Annotated in this window: 13 protein-coding genes and 1 pseudogene; 11 read left to right on the plus strand and 3 right to left on the minus strand. The window is 67.7% G+C overall.

From position 1 onward, the window contains the following. Positions 1-218: 218 nt before the first annotated feature. Positions 219-2,348: a histidine kinase dimerization/phosphoacceptor domain -containing protein gene (locus IQ292_RS06810; RefSeq protein ID WP_203309562.1), complete on the plus strand. Its 2,130-nt coding sequence runs from the start codon at positions 219-221 to the stop codon at positions 2,346-2,348. A 482-nt stretch (positions 2,349-2,830) separates the two neighbouring features. Then, entirely contained in the window at positions 2,831-3,943 is a 1,113-nt protein-coding gene (locus tag IQ292_RS06815; RefSeq protein WP_203309563.1) for a GGDEF domain-containing protein, read from the plus strand. On the opposite strand, the gene IQ292_RS06820 is transcribed toward IQ292_RS06815, so the two are convergent. Together IQ292_RS06820 and IQ292_RS06825 are read right to left on the minus strand one after the other, a co-directional pair. Then, entirely contained in the window at positions 3,883-4,854 is a 972-nt protein-coding gene (locus IQ292_RS06820; RefSeq protein ID WP_203309564.1) for a hypothetical protein, read from the minus strand. The genes IQ292_RS06815 and IQ292_RS06820 overlap by 61 nt on opposite strands. A gap of 138 nt (positions 4,855-4,992) precedes the next feature. Beyond that, complete coding sequence (locus IQ292_RS06825) at positions 4,993-5,532, minus strand: biliverdin-producing heme oxygenase (protein WP_203309565.1); 540 nt, start codon at positions 5,530-5,532, stop codon at positions 4,993-4,995. A gap of 257 nt (positions 5,533-5,789) precedes the next feature. On the opposite strand from IQ292_RS06825, the pseudogene IQ292_RS06830 reads away from it, so the two are divergent. The 3 genes and pseudogenes from IQ292_RS06830 to IQ292_RS06840 form a co-directional block, all read left to right on the plus strand. Next, a pseudogene (locus IQ292_RS06830) lies at positions 5,790-6,434 on the plus strand (DUF47 domain-containing protein); the annotation flags it as partial. Positions 6,435-6,444: 10 nt separating this feature from the next. Next, the gene (locus IQ292_RS06835) at positions 6,445-7,449 is read left to right on the plus strand and encodes an inorganic phosphate transporter (protein ID WP_203309567.1); all 1,005 of its coding nucleotides are present in this window, start codon (positions 6,445-6,447) and stop codon (positions 7,447-7,449) included. Between the two features lie 69 nt (positions 7,450-7,518). Continuing rightward, positions 7,519-7,908 (plus strand): MAPEG family protein, encoded by a 390-nt coding sequence (locus tag IQ292_RS06840; RefSeq protein ID WP_203309568.1) that lies wholly within the window; start codon positions 7,519-7,521, stop codon positions 7,906-7,908. 9 nt (positions 7,909-7,917) lie between these two features. Here IQ292_RS06840 and IQ292_RS06845 read toward each other — a convergent pair whose 3' ends face one another. Beyond that, positions 7,918-9,141 (minus strand): hypothetical protein, encoded by a 1,224-nt coding sequence (locus IQ292_RS06845; protein WP_420853659.1) that lies wholly within the window; start codon positions 9,139-9,141, stop codon positions 7,918-7,920. Between the two features lie 172 nt (positions 9,142-9,313). Between IQ292_RS06845 and budC the strand changes: the two genes are divergently transcribed. The 6 genes from budC (at position 9,314) to IQ292_RS06875 (ending at position 15,151) form a co-directional block, all read left to right on the plus strand. Beyond that, positions 9,314-10,075, plus strand: a complete 762-nt coding sequence (gene budC / locus IQ292_RS06850) for a meso-2,3-butanediol dehydrogenase (protein ID WP_203309569.1) — start codon at positions 9,314-9,316, stop codon at positions 10,073-10,075. Positions 10,076-10,098: 23 nt separating this feature from the next. Further along, the gene (gene msrB / locus IQ292_RS06855; RefSeq protein ID WP_203309570.1) at positions 10,099-10,542 is read left to right on the plus strand and encodes a peptide-methionine (R)-S-oxide reductase MsrB; all 444 of its coding nucleotides are present in this window, start codon (positions 10,099-10,101) and stop codon (positions 10,540-10,542) included. Positions 10,543-10,640: 98 nt separating this feature from the next. Beyond that, on the plus strand, positions 10,641-11,783 hold the full coding sequence (locus IQ292_RS06860; protein WP_338057600.1) for a fumarylacetoacetate hydrolase family protein: 1,143 nt from the start codon (positions 10,641-10,643) through the stop codon (positions 11,781-11,783). Positions 11,784-11,802: 19 nt separating this feature from the next. Further along, positions 11,803-12,582: a D-xylose 1-dehydrogenase gene (gene xylB, locus IQ292_RS06865; RefSeq protein ID WP_203309571.1), complete on the plus strand. Its 780-nt coding sequence runs from the start codon at positions 11,803-11,805 to the stop codon at positions 12,580-12,582. Between the two features lie 65 nt (positions 12,583-12,647). Then, the gene (locus IQ292_RS06870) at positions 12,648-13,445 is read left to right on the plus strand and encodes a hypothetical protein (RefSeq protein WP_203309572.1); all 798 of its coding nucleotides are present in this window, start codon (positions 12,648-12,650) and stop codon (positions 13,443-13,445) included. 77 nt (positions 13,446-13,522) lie between these two features. Beyond that, on the plus strand, positions 13,523-15,151 hold the full coding sequence (locus tag IQ292_RS06875; RefSeq protein WP_238940873.1) for an alpha-L-fucosidase: 1,629 nt from the start codon (positions 13,523-13,525) through the stop codon (positions 15,149-15,151). Positions 15,152-15,168 lie beyond the last annotated feature (17 nt).

The following is a 15,168-nucleotide window of genomic DNA, read 5'->3' on the forward strand; positions in this document are numbered from 1 at the left end:
GCCTCGGAGCCGATCCCGCATGGGATCAGACGCTTGGCCGTCACGCCCCGTCTGCGATGGTGCGACCATTACGCGCGCGGGTCCGTCCACGTCCACCGCCCTGTGCGGAATCGTACACAGCCAGCGATGACTAGCCCTATTAACGCAGATTAATGCTGCGCGCATTGTAAAGGCCCCCTGCCCGGCCCATTATTTCCGTTCCGATCGCAAGAGACCCGATGGCCACCGACCCGACCGACATTCGACAGGACCTGACCGCATGCGATCGCGAGCCGATCCATGTCCCCGGCGCGATCCAACCGCATGGGTTGTTGTTGATCGCGGCGGCGGATGGCGCGCACGAGATCGTCGGGGGCGCCGGTACGATCGAAGAGCGACTGGCGGCGGACTGGCTGGGCCGACCGCTCGCGGACGTGCTTGGCTGCGATGTCGCGACCCTGCTCGGCACCGTCCTGCCGACCAGTCCGGACGTTGCCGTGCCGCCCGTGATCGCCGGGATGGACGAGACCTTCGTGGCGACTCTGCACCGGGGGGAGCGGCATCTGCTCGTCGAACTCGAGCCGACCGGCCGCGAGGCGGCGACCGCGACGTCGATCCTGTCCTGGCTTGACGCGACGGCGGCGGGGTTCGAACGCGCCGCCGACATGGCGTCGCTGTACGAACGCGCGGCCAAGGCGTTTCGCGTGCTGACCGGCTTCGACCGGGTCATGATCTATCGCTTCCTCGATGACGAGGCGGGTTGCGTGGTCGCGGAGGATCGCGTGCCAGGTCTGCACAGCTTCCTGAACCACCATTTCCCCGCGAGCGACATACCGCGCCAGGCCCGCGCGCTGTATATCCGCAACCGCACGCGCGCGATTCCCGACGCCGGCTACGTCCCGCAGCCGATCCGCCCCGCCGCGCTCGCGGGGATCGATCTCAGCGACGTTGCGCTGCGAAGCGTGTCGCCGATCCATACCGAGTATCTGCACAACATGGGCGTGCAGGCATCGGCATCGATCTCGATCGTCAAGGATGGTCTGCTCTGGGGCCTCGTCGCCTGCCACAACATGACCCCCAGGCTGCTCTCCCCCGACGTGCGCAACGCGGCGGCGACGCTGGCGAGCGGGCTTGCGCGCCAGATCCGCGCCAAGCAGGAGGCGGTCGCCTATCGCGAGCGACTGAACCTGCGCGCCGTCGAGGACAATGTCGTCCCGCAATTGCAGGGCGACATTCCACTGGCGGAGATCGTCGGCGTCGTGAAGGGCGACCTGCGCACGATGCTGGACGCCGACGGTTTCGCGATGGTCACGCGCACGACGATCGAGACCGACGGCCACTGCCCCCCGCCCGCCATTCTGTCGATGCTGGCCCGCTGGGCGCAGTCGCGCGGCGGCGAGCCGGTCACCACGCACGAGCTCGGCGCGAATCTTCCCGCAATGGCGGAGCATCGCGCGCTCGCGAGCGGCATGATCGCCGTACCGTTGCGCGACGAAGATGCGACGTTGATCTGGCTCCGCGCCGAACGGATCACAAAGGTCGAGTGGGCCGGCAACCCGCACAAGGCGCTTTCGCTGGCTCCCGGCGAGCGGCTGACGCCGCGTGCCTCGTTCGAGACATGGAGCGAGACGGTACGCGGGCATGCGCGCCGCTGGTCGCTGGAAGAGATCGAGGCCGCGCATCGACTGCGCCGCCGGTTCCACGAGGCACGCACCAGCCAGCAGCTGCGCGGCCTCAATCGCGAACTCAACCGCATGGTCGTCGAAAAGGACGCGCTGATCGCGCAGAAGGACGTCCTGATGAAGGAGGTCAACCACCGGGTGCAGAACAGCCTGCAGCTGGTCGCCTCCTTCCTGCGGCTACAGGCGAAGACGGCGGGCGACGGCGCGGTGGCGGAGCATCTGGCGGAGGCGCAGGCCCGGCTGGCGGCGGTCGCGCTCGTCCACCGCCGCCTCTACCGCGACGATCAGGTCGAAAGCGTCGACCTGTCCCGCTACGTCGATGAGCTCGTCGCCGACATGCGGACGTCGATGGGCGCCGATTGGGCCGCCCAGATCCGACTGGACCTGGCGCCGGTGCTCGTGCCGACCGATCGAGCCGTGAACATCGGCCTCATCCTCACCGAACTGGTCATCAACGCGAGCAAATATGCCTATGGCGGGACGCCGGGTCCGCTGATGATCGCCACCGAACAGCATGGCGCGCTGCTCCGCCTGATCGTGGCGGATGAAGGGCGCGGCAAGGGCAAGGGTGAAGGGTTCGGCAGCCGCATGATGGCGGCTATGGTGCAGCGTCTGAACGGCACGCTGGACTATCTGGACAATGCGCCGGGAGTCCGCGCAATCATGACCGCGCCGATCGTCGAGTAAAATACAACGGATTCGGTTTATTTCGCGACTTTGTCGCCGTTTTGAGTAAACGTCGATCAATTCTTCATCCGGAACGGCCATGTCGGCCGCATGCCCGCTGCATCGCCCACCCCGCGCGTTCCCGACATTCCGGGCAGTCAGGCCCGAGTGGGGCCGTACGTCCGGCCGCGGCACCCTAAGTGGCTGCAGCCCCCATTCGGCAGGCGCCTCATGGTGTCGGATGCCTGCGACCGCGACATGCCGCGCCAATCGATCCCCAGCATCGAGATCGATCCGACAAAGGACCGTAAACCAATGCTTCTCCGCGGCGCCGGCGCCCATCCCGTCACCGGCGAGGATCGGCCCGAGAGGCGGCGCGTGGACGCGCCCTCGCCTGCCCCTCGGCGACGTGGGCGGCACGCAACCGGGGCGCCGCGCGCGACGCCGATGGACCATCCGGCTTTCCGCCAAGAGACGCGTGCCCAACGAGAGGAGATCGCGTCATGAATGCGATACCGAACGCCGAGCAACGGCGGCGGTTTAGACTGTCCTCCTGGCTCGCGCCGGGCGAGCGACAGCCGGCGCCGGACCTCCAGTCGACGCACCTCGGCGATGCCTTCCGCGCCGGCGATGCTGCGCTCTACGCGGAAGTCGGCGACTTCATCTTCACCCATCGGCTGCCATTGAGCGCGGACGTCTTCGGCGTGGTCCTGGATTATCTGCGCGGCGGCGATTCCGCCCTGGTCTTCGCGGTTCAGGAGCAGCTGCGCACCACGCAGGGCCTGGACGCGGCGTTCATCCGGACGCTGGCTGAGAATCGCAGCGGCACGATCCGTCCGGCGGCGGTGGCGCAGATGGCGGACGGGCTGGCGGCGCAACTCGGCCGATGCCTGACGCTGATCGGGCAATCCCGGGCCTCGGCGCAGGATTACGGCATTGCGCTGGACCGCGAGGCGCGGCTTATCGCGGTCAATGACGGCGATGCCATCGGCCGGCTGATCGACCTGACGGTGCAGGCGGTCGCTACCTCGCGGCGGATGGCGGAGAAACTGGAGGAAACGCACCGCGAGACGTCTCTGCTGCGCGACAATCTGGATCGCGCGCAGCGGATCGCGGAACGCGACCATCTTACCGGTCTGATCAATCGACGCGGGTTCGACGTACGATTGCGTGCGCGCGCGGAGGCGGACGCCGCGAACGACCGACCCTGGTGCGTCGCCCTGTGTGACATCGACGACTTCAAGGCGGTCAACGACCGACACGGACATGACACCGGCGACCGGGTGCTCAAGCTGGTCGCCCGCGCGCTCGAATCGGACCTCGGCACCAGCGCCACCGTCGCCCGCCATGGCGGCGAAGAGTTCGCCTGCCTGTTCCCGGACCGCAGCCTCGACGAAGCCTGCGCGCAACTGAATGCCGTTCGCGCGGCCATAGCCGATCGATCGCTCGTCAATCGCGACACGGGCAAGCCGATCGGCGCGCTGAGCATCTCGATCGGCCTGGCGGAAGTGCATGGAGATCCGGTCCAGGCGATGCGGGACGCGGACGCCGCGCTCTACGTCGCCAAGCGGTCGGGCAAGAACCGCATCGCGACGGCACCGATCGATTCGCCTTGATCGTCGCGCCGGCGTGTCCTGTCGCAGCTTCCGGCGGCGAATAGAGCCGGGGCGCAGGCAGCGACCCGATTGTCGAAGGCGACCGGCGGCGGCGGCCCGTCGAGATAGGCGCTCTCGATGCGGTCGAAGGGAAAGCCCTGCACCGCGGCGGCGGCGAGCGCCAGGCGAACCGTGCTGGCGGTGCGGGCGCTTGTCTCCACCGCATCCTCCCTGTTCATCCACGCGGCATGGATCACGAACCCCTGGCGTAGCCGCTGGACCGGTCCGCCCGCCGCGCTGAGCCGCGTCAGACGCCGGCGAACCGTCGTTTCGGGTAGATTCAGCACGCGCGTCAGGGTGCTCGCCCGAATGGCATGGACACCGCTGAACTGGATGCGGGCGTTCGGATCGGTCGGCGCGTCGCACAGTGCCGCCTGCCGGTCGAGGTTGCCGCACAGGATGGTGGAGAAGAGCACGAGGTCCAGCCAGCTGCCGTGGATCGCCCGATTGCTCTCGACAGTGCCGAGCATCACGTCGACGGCCGCGCCGATGCCGGCGGTCGGGAGGTAGATTTCGGCGGCCGCACGGATCGGCGGCAGCTCCCCCGCATCGCGCAGTCCCTGCGCGAAGGCCACGAAGCTGTCATGCGTCAGCGTCATGAGCCGCTGGATGTCGGGCCGGGTGAAGACATCCGGATGCACGACCACGCCGCCCTGGACCCGTGCGCACAATTCCGCGCTGATCAGGGCCTTGACGTGGCGTCGCACGGTCTCGAACGATCGCGAGAGCGATATCGCCATCGAATGCATAGAAATGCCCTTGGTCCGCGATCCCCCGCGCAAGGTTTCGCGCATGATCAGCGCGAAGATCGCAAACCGATCGACATCGCCCTCGAACCGACCCAATCCGGCGGCGATGATCCGGGTCTGCATGAGCGCAAGATGTCGTGTAACGCTCGCGATCTTCACCTGTCCGTTCCTGCGGCCGCTGCTCCCGATACCGCAGGATACTGGCACGCCGGTTTAAAAACTGTCGATGAGTCACAAGACAAAACCGCCGCTTTGAGTATTTTAGCGGTGCCTATCGGCATGGGCGGCCAGCGCGGCCGCCGCAAAAAGTGCAAACGTTTGCCGAGCGCCCCGGATTATCGCGGCACGCGCACGGTCGTCGGAGGCCGCGCCCCTTGCGTCGATCGCCGCGAGCAGCGTGCGCCACTCGCCTTGCTCGTGCACTGCCGCCAGATAGGCCGTCGGCAAGGCGGACGGCACCGTTTTGGCCAGCACCCTCCCGCCGAGCCGCGAACCTTCGATGACATAGAGCGCCCCCCAGCGGCCGTCGGGATCGTCCGGCGGCGCGATCGCGGGCGCAGGCGCGGGCATCGCGAGGCCGAGCGCCGCGAGGTCCGCCGCCAGCAACGCCGCCCTGGGTCGCCAGGCCGGGAGCGTCGAATCCCCCGCCAACGCCGTTTCGACCACGTGCAAGGCCTGGGCATGGGCGACCAGGAAGAGCCCGTAGTCGGTCGCATCGTCCAATCGGAACACGCCGAACCCCGCGTCGACCGCGTCGTGATCGGCAGCGGTTGCCTTGCGAAGCGTGGCGACGAACGACATTGCGCTGCCCTGCCGGCTGCCGGCGCGGCTGTCGAGGGCGGAACGTCAGGCGTGCGGCGAATCGGCTGGGCCCGGCGGGGTGCCGACGCGGCGGGACGCGCGGCGACCACGGAAATCGACCCGCGCACACCGCGGCAAACCGCGGCTTCCCGTTACGGCACCAGCGATCGCGCACTTTCGGCTTGCACGGATGGCCGCTGGCGGCCATGCGCCGCCGCGCCTATCCACGACGTGCCATCCCAACGAAAGGTCTCGCCATGGTTGCCTGGTTCCAGGCACTTATGCCCAAGCAAGGGCGGTTCTTCGAACAGTTCGAAGCGCATGCCGCGACTCTCGTCGCCGGTGCCGAGGCGCTGCAGCGACTGTTCGCAGGCGAAGGCACCACCGCAGAGCATATCGCCGAAATCGTGCGGCGGGAGCATGAGGCCGACGACATCACGCGCGATGTGCTGCGCGATGTCCGCCGGATCTTCGTGACGCCGTTCGACCGTTCCGCGATCACCGATCTGATCGGCGTGATGGACGATTCGATCGATCAGATGAACCAGACCGCCAACACGATCGGCCTGTACGAGGTGACGGAATTCGCGCCCGACATGCGCGCGATGGCGGACCTTGCCGTCGAGGCGGCGCGGGTGACGGCGGAGGCGATCCCGCTGCTGCGACGTCTCGACGCCAACCAGACCCGGCTGCACACCTTGACCGAGCAACTGGTCACGATCGAGGGACGCGTCGACGGCTTCCATGCCGCTGGCCTGAAGGCGCTGTTCAAGGCGTGCGGCAACGACCAGCCGATGCGCTTCATCGTCGGCCGCGAGATCTACAGTCATCTGGAACGGATCGCCGATCGGTTCGAGGATATCGCAAACGAGATCCAAGGTCTCGTGATCGACCACGCCTGAGGCTGGCGCGATGACCATCTCCTTCACCGTGCTGGTCCTGCTGATCGGCGTGGCGCTGCTGTTCGACTTCCTGAACGGCCTGCACGACGCGGCCAACTCGATCGCCACGGTCGTGTCGACGCGGGTGCTCAAGCCGCATCATGCCGTCCTGTGGGCCGCCTTCTTCAACTTCATCGCGTTCCTGGTCTTCGACCACGCCGTCGCAAAGACGGTCGGCAAGGGGATCATCGAGGCGCAGATCATCGATCCGCAGCTGATCTTCGGCGCCCTGATGGGTGCGATCGTGTGGAACGTCGTCACCTGGCGGCTCGGCATCCCCTCCTCGTCCAGCCACGCGCTGATCGGCGGGCTGATCGGGGCGGGCGTGACCAAGGCGGGCCTGGACGTCGTCGTGTGGTGGGGCGTCATCAAGACCGTCGCGGCCATCTTCCTGTCGCCGGCACTGGGCCTCGTCCTCGCGCTGGCGCTGGTGCTGGCGGTCGCCTGGAGCACGCTGAGGCTGACGCCGATGGGCGTCGACAAGCGTTTCCGCAAGCTCCAGCTGGTCTCGGCGGCGCTCTACAGCCTCGGCCACGGCGGCAACGACGCCCAGAAGACGATGGGGATCATCACCGTGCTCCTCTATTCGCAGGGCATGGTCGGCAAGGACCTCAACATCCCCTTGTGGGTGGTGCTGTCCTGCCAGGCCGCGATGGCGCTGGGTACGATGTCGGGCGGTTGGAAGATCGTCCACACGATGGGCTCGAAGATCACGCGGCTGACGCCGGCGCAGGGATTCTGCGCCGAGACCGGCGGCGCCATCACCCTGTTCCTGGCGAATATCGGCGGCATCCCCGTCTCCTCGACGCACACGATCACCGGTGCGATCGTCGGCGTCGGATCGGCACGGCGGCTCTCGGCCGTGCGTTGGAACGTCGCAAGCCGGATCGTCGTCGCCTGGGTGGTGACGCTGCCCGCCGCCGGCCTCATCGGCGCGGCGTTCTACGAGGCGACGAAGCTTCTTTCCGGGCTCTGATTGCGGTAAGGAACGGCAGGGGCAGGCGGGCGTCGGGGCCGCGCTGCCGCCGCCGCGAAAGGATCCGCCATGCCGCTCGAACTCACCCTGGTCGGCGCCTCGACCATCCTGCTCCTCGTCTATGTGATGGTGCAGGGACAGACGGCGACACGCGAACGGGGCATGGACTGGAATGCCGGCCCCCGCGACGGCGATGCCAAGCCATTGGGGCCGGTCGCGGGACGCGCTGCGCGGGCGCTCGCCAACTTCCAGGAAACCTATCCCGCGTTCCTCGCGCTCGCACTTGGCCTCGCGGTGGCGGGCAAGACCGGCGGACTCGGCGCGGTGGGCGCGGCGACCTGGTTCGGCGCGCGCATCGTCTACCTGCCGCTGTATCTCGCCGGCATCCCCTATATCCGCAGCCTGGTCTGGGCCGTGTCGATCCTGGGGCTTGCGCTGATGCTGTTCCGCTTGCTGTGAGCGCCGCGATCAGAGCGCCCAATCGAGCTGCAGCCAGATCTTGCGCGTGTCGGTGAAGAGCCGGTCGGCACGATAGTCCGCGTAGCGCACCGCCGCGGTGGTGCGACCGAATTTGGCGGTGGCGAGAAGATCGATCTCGTTGCCGTAATGCCGGATCAGCCGGTCGCTTTCGAAGCGGTGGTAGACGGCGGTCAGCGACACCGCCTTCGCCGGCCCGATCGCCTGCCATCCCCAGCCGGCGCTGCCATAGAGGTCGCGCACGCCATCGGGCGGCGTCGTCGTCAGCTTGTCCGCCCAGCCCTGGAACTTGAAGATTGACGACAAGGGCGTCTGGAAGCTCGCCAGCGGCGTTCCGTCGCTCGCGCCGAGCACTTCGTACCCCGCGCCGACCCGCGGGCCGCCGAAATCGAGGCCGGCGTCCGCGAGCTTGTAATCGGCGGTGTAACGGTTCGGGTTGCGGTGATAGTCCGACTGGCGGGCGTAGCTGAGTTGATACGAAAGCTTCGCCACGCCCACCTTCCGCGTGCCGGCGAAGCGACCGCCATAGGTCTGGCTCGACAAGCGGTAGCCCTGCACCGCCGCCTCGTCCTCGTCGACGAGATAGGCAAAGCCGGTCAGGCGCCCGATCGGCGTCTCCCATCCCAGATTGGCCAGCACGGTGTTGCCGCCGATCGACCGCGGGCGTGCGCCGCGTCCGTCGATGCCGTTGACGGTACGGACGGACCAGACGTAGCTCACATCCGCCTTCACCTTCGCGACCGGGGTCCATTCGACCCGTATTGCGTCAAAGCTCTGGCCGTTGTTGCGGATCGTGCCGGCCCCGACGAAGCGCTCGTCGTCCAGCTGGATCACCTGCCGGCCGGCGGTCACCGCCAGGCGCGGGTCGGCATAGCGCAATTGCGCGCGATAGATCCCGATGCTCTGCGGGTCCGCGACCAGCGGACGCAGCGTCGCGGCGCCATGCAGGCCGTCGAAATAGCGGGGCACGATCGCCAGATTGCCCTGCGCCTGTGCGAGGGCCGACCAGCGTCCCTCGCTGACCTGCACGCCCGTCCGGACCCGTACCGTCACGGCATCGCTATCCTGGGGGAGGCCTTGCTGCTCGACATGCTCCCAGCGAAGCCGCGCCTCCGCGAGCGGCGTGACCGTCTGCGCCGCCGCCGGCGTGGTCACACACGACAGCACCATGGCCGTGGTCAGCAGCGGCGTCGAACGCGTCGCAAATTTCATCATAGCCCATCCATCCCCCCGAAATGGATGTCCGCCGTAACAGCGGACTGCCGCGTGACCCTAGGTTGAAGTCGTTGCCCGGCCATTACCAAATGTTTCCCGCGCCTCGGCCGCCCCCGCAACTATCGCGCAGACGGGCCGTTCTCGCGCTTCGCCGGTGAGGAGTATCAAGGCCATGGCTCGGTTTTCGGAAAAGGTGATCGTGATCACGGGCGCGGCGTCCGGCATCGGGGAAGGCGCCGCCCGGCGCTTCGCCCAGGAAGGTGCCATGCTCGTTCTTGGCGACAAGGACGCGGATGGTCTTGCCAGACTGGCCACCGATCTGGGCGGGACGGTCGAGACGCTGGAGATGGACGTGTCCCGGGCCGAAGACTGCAAGGCGCTCGTCGCACGCGCGACGGAGAGGTTCGGCCGGATCGACGTGCTGGTCAATGACGCGGGTGTCGATCATCTCGGCAAGGTCGACGAGGGCGGCGACGAGGCATTCACCAAGGTGATCGAAACCGATCTCTACGGCGTCGTCCACATGACCCGCGCCGCGATCGCCGCATTGCGTGCCGCCAAGGGCTGTATCGTCAACATTTCCTCCGTCTCCGGCATCGGTGGCGACTGGAACCACAGCTTCTATTGCGCCGCAAAGGGCGCGGTGACCAATTTCACGCGCGCACTGGCGATGGACGAGGCGAAGAACGGCGTTCGCGTCAACGCCGTCAATCCGTCGCTGACCTACACCGCCCTCACCGCAGGGATGAAGGAGCAGCCCGACCTCATCGCCAAGTTCGAGGAGCGCATCCCGATGGGACGCGGCGCCGAGCCTGCGGACATTTCCGGTGCCATCGCCTTTTTGGCCAGCGAGGACGCGCACTATATTACCGGCGTCAACCTGCCCGTCGACGGCGGCCTGTCCGCGTCGAACGGCCAGCCACCGCTGAGCTGACGGGCGCAGATCGAAAGGCCGACATGACCGGCTATCGCAAGACCGATGAGGCGATCGCCAAGCTGACGCCCGAGCAATTCTACGTGACGCAGCAGAGCGGCACGGAGCGGCCGGGGACCGGCGAATATCTCTACAACAAGGCGCCCGGCATCTATGTCGACGTGGTGTCCGGCGAGCCGCTGTTCGCCTCCGCGGACAAATATGAATCGCACTGCGGCTGGCCGAGCTTCACGAAGCCGATCGAGCAGGCGCGCGTCAACGAGCTGAGCGACACCAGCCACGGCATGGTGCGGACCGAGGTCCGGTCGGCCGGTGGGGACAGCCACCTCGGCCACGTCTTCAACGACGGCCCGCGCGAAACCGGCGGTCTGCGCTATTGCATCAACTCGGCCGCGTTGCGTTTCGTACCGAAGGCCGAGATGGCGGCGCAGGGCTATGGAGCCTATCTGGACCAGGTCGAAGGCTGAGCCCGCCCAACCTGCGCATCAAAGCCGCTTGATGCCGTCGCGCCCGGCTTCTACGAGACCCTCAGGCGGCTTTGGTACCGCAACCATGGAGGGGCTTGGTGGAGACGCATTTCGATCCGGCGACGGTGCTCGGCGCCGACTGGCGTGACGGTCTGTGGCTCGGCCGGATCGATCGGGGCGAAGGCCCCTGCCCGGTCCTGATCCGCGACGGCGTCGTCTACGACATGAGCCGAGTCGCGGCGACTGTGGCGCAACTGGTCGCCGCCGCCGCGTTCGACGCGGACGCGGGCGAAGCGATCGGTGACCTGGCGGCGCTCGGGCTTGCCGCAACGGCGGTGCCACGCCTCCTTGCCCCCGTGGACCTTCAGGTCGTCAAGGCGGCCGGTGTGACCTTCGCGACCTCCGCGCTCGAACGGGTAATCGAGGAGCGGGCGCGCGGGGACGCATCCGCCGCCGCGGGCCTGCGCGCGCGGCTGGAGGAGCGTGTCGGCGGCGGGCTGCGTTCGGTCGTGCCGGGGACGGCGGAAGCGTCCGCGCTCAAGGCCGCGCTGATCGAGGAAGGCCTGTGGTCGCAATATCTTGAAGTCGCGATCGGCCCCGATGCGGAAATCTTCACCAAGGCACCCGTCCTCGCCACGGTCGGATGGGGCGCGGATGTCGGCATTCGCTCAGATTCCGGCTGGAACAACCCCGAGCCGGAGGTGGCGCTTCTCGTCGCGCCGGATGGACGGGCGGTCGGCGCCTGTCTGGGCAACGACGTCAACCTGCGCGACTTCGAGGGCCGCTCCGCGCTCCTGCTCGGCAAGGCCAAGGACAACAACGCGTCCGCTGCGCTCGGCCCGTTCGTGAGACTGTTCGACGACCGCTTCACGATCGACCATGTCCGCGATGCGCAGGTGACGCTGACGATCGAGGGCACGGACGGCTATCGTCTCGACGGGCACAGTTCGATGCGCGAGATCAGCCGCGATCCGCTCGAGCTCGTGCGTCAGGCACTGAGCGAGCATCAATATCCCGATGGGTTCGTGCTGTATCTCGGCACATTGTTCGCGCCGGTGCAGGATCGGGACGAGCCCGGCCGGGGCTTCACCCACAAGACCGGCGACGTTGTGACGATCGCCAGCCCCGGCCTCGGCCAGCTCGTCAATCGCGTGACGACGTCGAAGGACGCCGAACCCTGGACGTTCGGTACACTGGCGCTGATGCGCAACCTTGCCGCGCGCGGCATGCTTTCCGCCTGACCTTCGAAAGGCCCTTCCCATGACCGACGTCCCCGCCGACCGGCGCGCCGTTTACCCTTCGCTGCGCGACAAGCGCGTCATCATTACCGGCGGCGGATCGGGTATCGGCGCGGGCCTGGTCGAGGCCTTCGTCGGCCAAGGCGCGAAGGTCGCCTTCGTCGACGTCGCCGTGGCGGACAGCGAGGCGCTGGTCGAGCGCCTGGCGCCGGATGCCGCACATGCGCCGCTGTTCCGGAGGCTCGACCTCACGGATCTGGATGCCCTCAAGACCGTGTTCGGCGCCCTGATCGACGCGCTTGGCGGGTGCGACGTGCTGGTGAACAACGCCGGCAACGACGATCGGCACACGATCGCGGACGTGACACCGGCCTATTGGGACGACCGGATGAACGTCAATCTGCGCCATCAGTTCTTCGCGGCGCAGGCGGTCGTACCGGCGATGCGTGCCGCCGGCGGCGGCGCGATCCTTAATTTCGGTTCGATCAGCTGGCATCTCGCGCTGAACGAACTCATCCTCTACCAGACCGCGAAGGCGGCGATCGAGGGCCTGACGCGCAGCCTGGCGCGCGACCTGGGCCGCGACGGCATCCGCTGCAATGCGATCGTACCCGGCAACGTCAAGACGCCGCGGCAGGAGAAGTGGTATACGCCAGAGGGCGAGGCGGAGATCGTCGCCGCGCAATGCCTGGACGGGCGCATCCATCCCGTCGACGTGGCGGCGCTCGCGCTGTTTCTCGCCTCGGACGACGCGCGGCTTTGCACCGGTCACAATTACTGGATCGACGCGGGCTGGCGCTGATCGCGAGCGGCTTGACGCAATCTCCATCGCGATAATAGGATATCCCACACTGGGAGGGCGTCGCGATGCGGTGGCTTGGGTTCGGTTTGGCGTGCGTGCTGGTCGCTGGCTGCAGCAAGGCTCCCGACACTGGCCCCGGAGACGCCGCGACGCGGGCGACGGATGTCGCCTTCGCCTATCGCTACGACTTCCGCCTGCCATCGAGCAGGATCGCGGAGGCGCAGGAGGCGCATGCAGAGGCGTGCGAGCGGCTCGGTCCGGGCCGGTGCCGCATCACCGGCATGGCCTATCACCTGGACGCTGCGGGAATGGCCTCGGCGAGTCTCGACCTGCGCGTCGCGTCGCCGATCGCGCGAGGGTTCGGACGGGACGGGATCAAGGGGATTGCGGCCGCCGGCGGCGCATTGACCAGCGCAGAGATCGTCGGAACGGATGCGGCGCCGGAACGGGACGCCGCGTCTGCCGGCGCGGCCGACGCGCATGCGGATCTCGAAGAGGTCGACCGACAGCTCGTGCGCCCCGACCTGTCGCAGCAGATGCGCTCCGATCTGCTCGCGCGCCGCGCCGCGTTGCTGGAGACGCAGCGACAGGCGGCAGCGGCGGGAGCGTCCGCACGTGCCAGCGTCACGACGACGCCGATTTCGTTCCGCTATGACGCCGGATCGGGCGTCGGCCTGGTCCCGCGCCTGCTGGAGGCCGCGCAGGCCGGATATGCGTCGCTGACATGGACGCTGGCGACGACCCTGACACTGATCGCATGGCTTGCGCCACCCGGCGTGATGCTTCTGCTGCTCGCGTTGGCGTGGCACCGCCTGGGCAGGCGCTGGTGGGCGCGGCTGTTCCCGGATCTTCGCAGCGAATGACGGCTTGCGCCACCTCGACATGGTGGAAAGGCCGGCTTAGGTTCTGATCCGACATAATCGAGAGGCGCGAAATCACGATGGACCGGCGATCTTTCCTCCATGGCGCGGCGGCCCTTGGTTCGGCTTCGCTGCTCGACGGCCGGGCGCGTGGCGCAAGCGGGGCGGCATTCGAGCCGACATGGGCTTCACTGGTCGGCGGATATACGGCGCCCGACTGGTTCCGCGACGCCAAGTTTGGCATCTGGGCACATTGGTCGGCGCAGTGCGTGCCGGAGGCGGGCGATTGGTATGCGCGCGAAATGTACCTGCAGGGTGCCCGCGCCTATGCCCATCACCTGAAGCATTATGGCCACCCTTCCGAGGTGGGCTTCATGGAAATGTATCCGCGCTGGACCGCGGCGCGCTGGGAACCCGCCCGGCTGCTCGACCTGTATCAGCGCGCCGGCGCCAGATATTTCATGGCGCTGGCGAACCACCACGACAATTTCGATTCCTATGCCTCGAGCCATCATGCGTGGAACAGCACGCGGATCGGCCCCCGCCGCGACATCATCGGCGAGTGGAGCAGACATGCCCGCGCGCGCGGTCTGCGCTTCGCGGTCTCCAATCATTCCGGTCACGCCTGGCACTGGCTGCAACCCGCCTATGGCTACGATCCCGAAGGGCCGCTTGCCGGTCGACGCTACGACGCCGCGCGCCTGACGATGGCGCAGGGCAAGGGGCGCTGGTGGCAGGGCCTCGATCCGCAGCAGCTCTATACCGGACCGACCATGGTGATGCCCGACGGCTTCCGGTCGATCGCGGCCGCCAATGCCTGGCACGAGAAAAACGACCGGCTGTGGACGGAAACGCCGCCCGCGACCAATCCGAATTTCGTTCGCGGCTGGTCGCTGCGCTGCCGCGAGCTGATCGACGCCTATCGTCCCGACATGATCTACTTCGACAATTTCTCGCTGCCCCTCGGCCAGGCCGGGCTCGACATCACCGCGCATTTCTACAACCAGTCGATGCGCTGGCACGGCGGCCGCAACGAGGCGGTGGTCACCGCAAAGGGCACGCCCGCGGACCGACGCGGCGGCATCGTCGACGATGTCGAGCGCGGCGTGCACGACGACATCCAGCCCTTTCCCTTTCAGACCGACACATGCCTGGGCAACTGGCACTATGATCGCGATCTGTACGAGAGCGACGGCTACAAGACGCCGGCCAAGGTGATCCACACCTTGTGCGATGTCGTGTCGAAGAATGGCAATTTGATGCTGTCGGTGCCGATGCGGGGCGACGGCACGATCGACGAGAAGGAGGAAGCGATCGTCGAGGCGATCGCCGCGTGGATGGGGCGCTACGGTTCGGCGATCTACGGTACGCGTCCCTGGCACCTGTCGGGCGAGGGGCCGACGCGCGCCGCCGGCGGCGATTTCAACGAGGGCGGCAAGGACAGTCCCTATACGGCCCGCGATATCCGATATGTCCGCAGGGGCAACGCGGTCCACGCCTTTGCGCTGGGATGGCCCGACGACGGCGTGGTGCGGCTGCCCGCGCTGGCGAAGCAGGGATCGGTGCGACGGATCACCGTGCCGGGCGACCCGGCCCCGCTTTCGTTCAGGCCGACCGCCGACGCGATCGCGGTCGACGTTCCAGCGGCGCTCCGCAACCCGATCGGGATCGGCCTGATCGTCGAGGGCGACGGCCTGACGCGCGTCTGATGGCCGGCGCCGCACGC

Origin of the sequence: Sphingomonas beigongshangi (assembly GCF_016820445.1) — a bacterium.
GTDB classification, from domain to species: domain Bacteria; phylum Pseudomonadota; class Alphaproteobacteria; order Sphingomonadales; family Sphingomonadaceae; genus Sphingomonas; species Sphingomonas beigongshangi.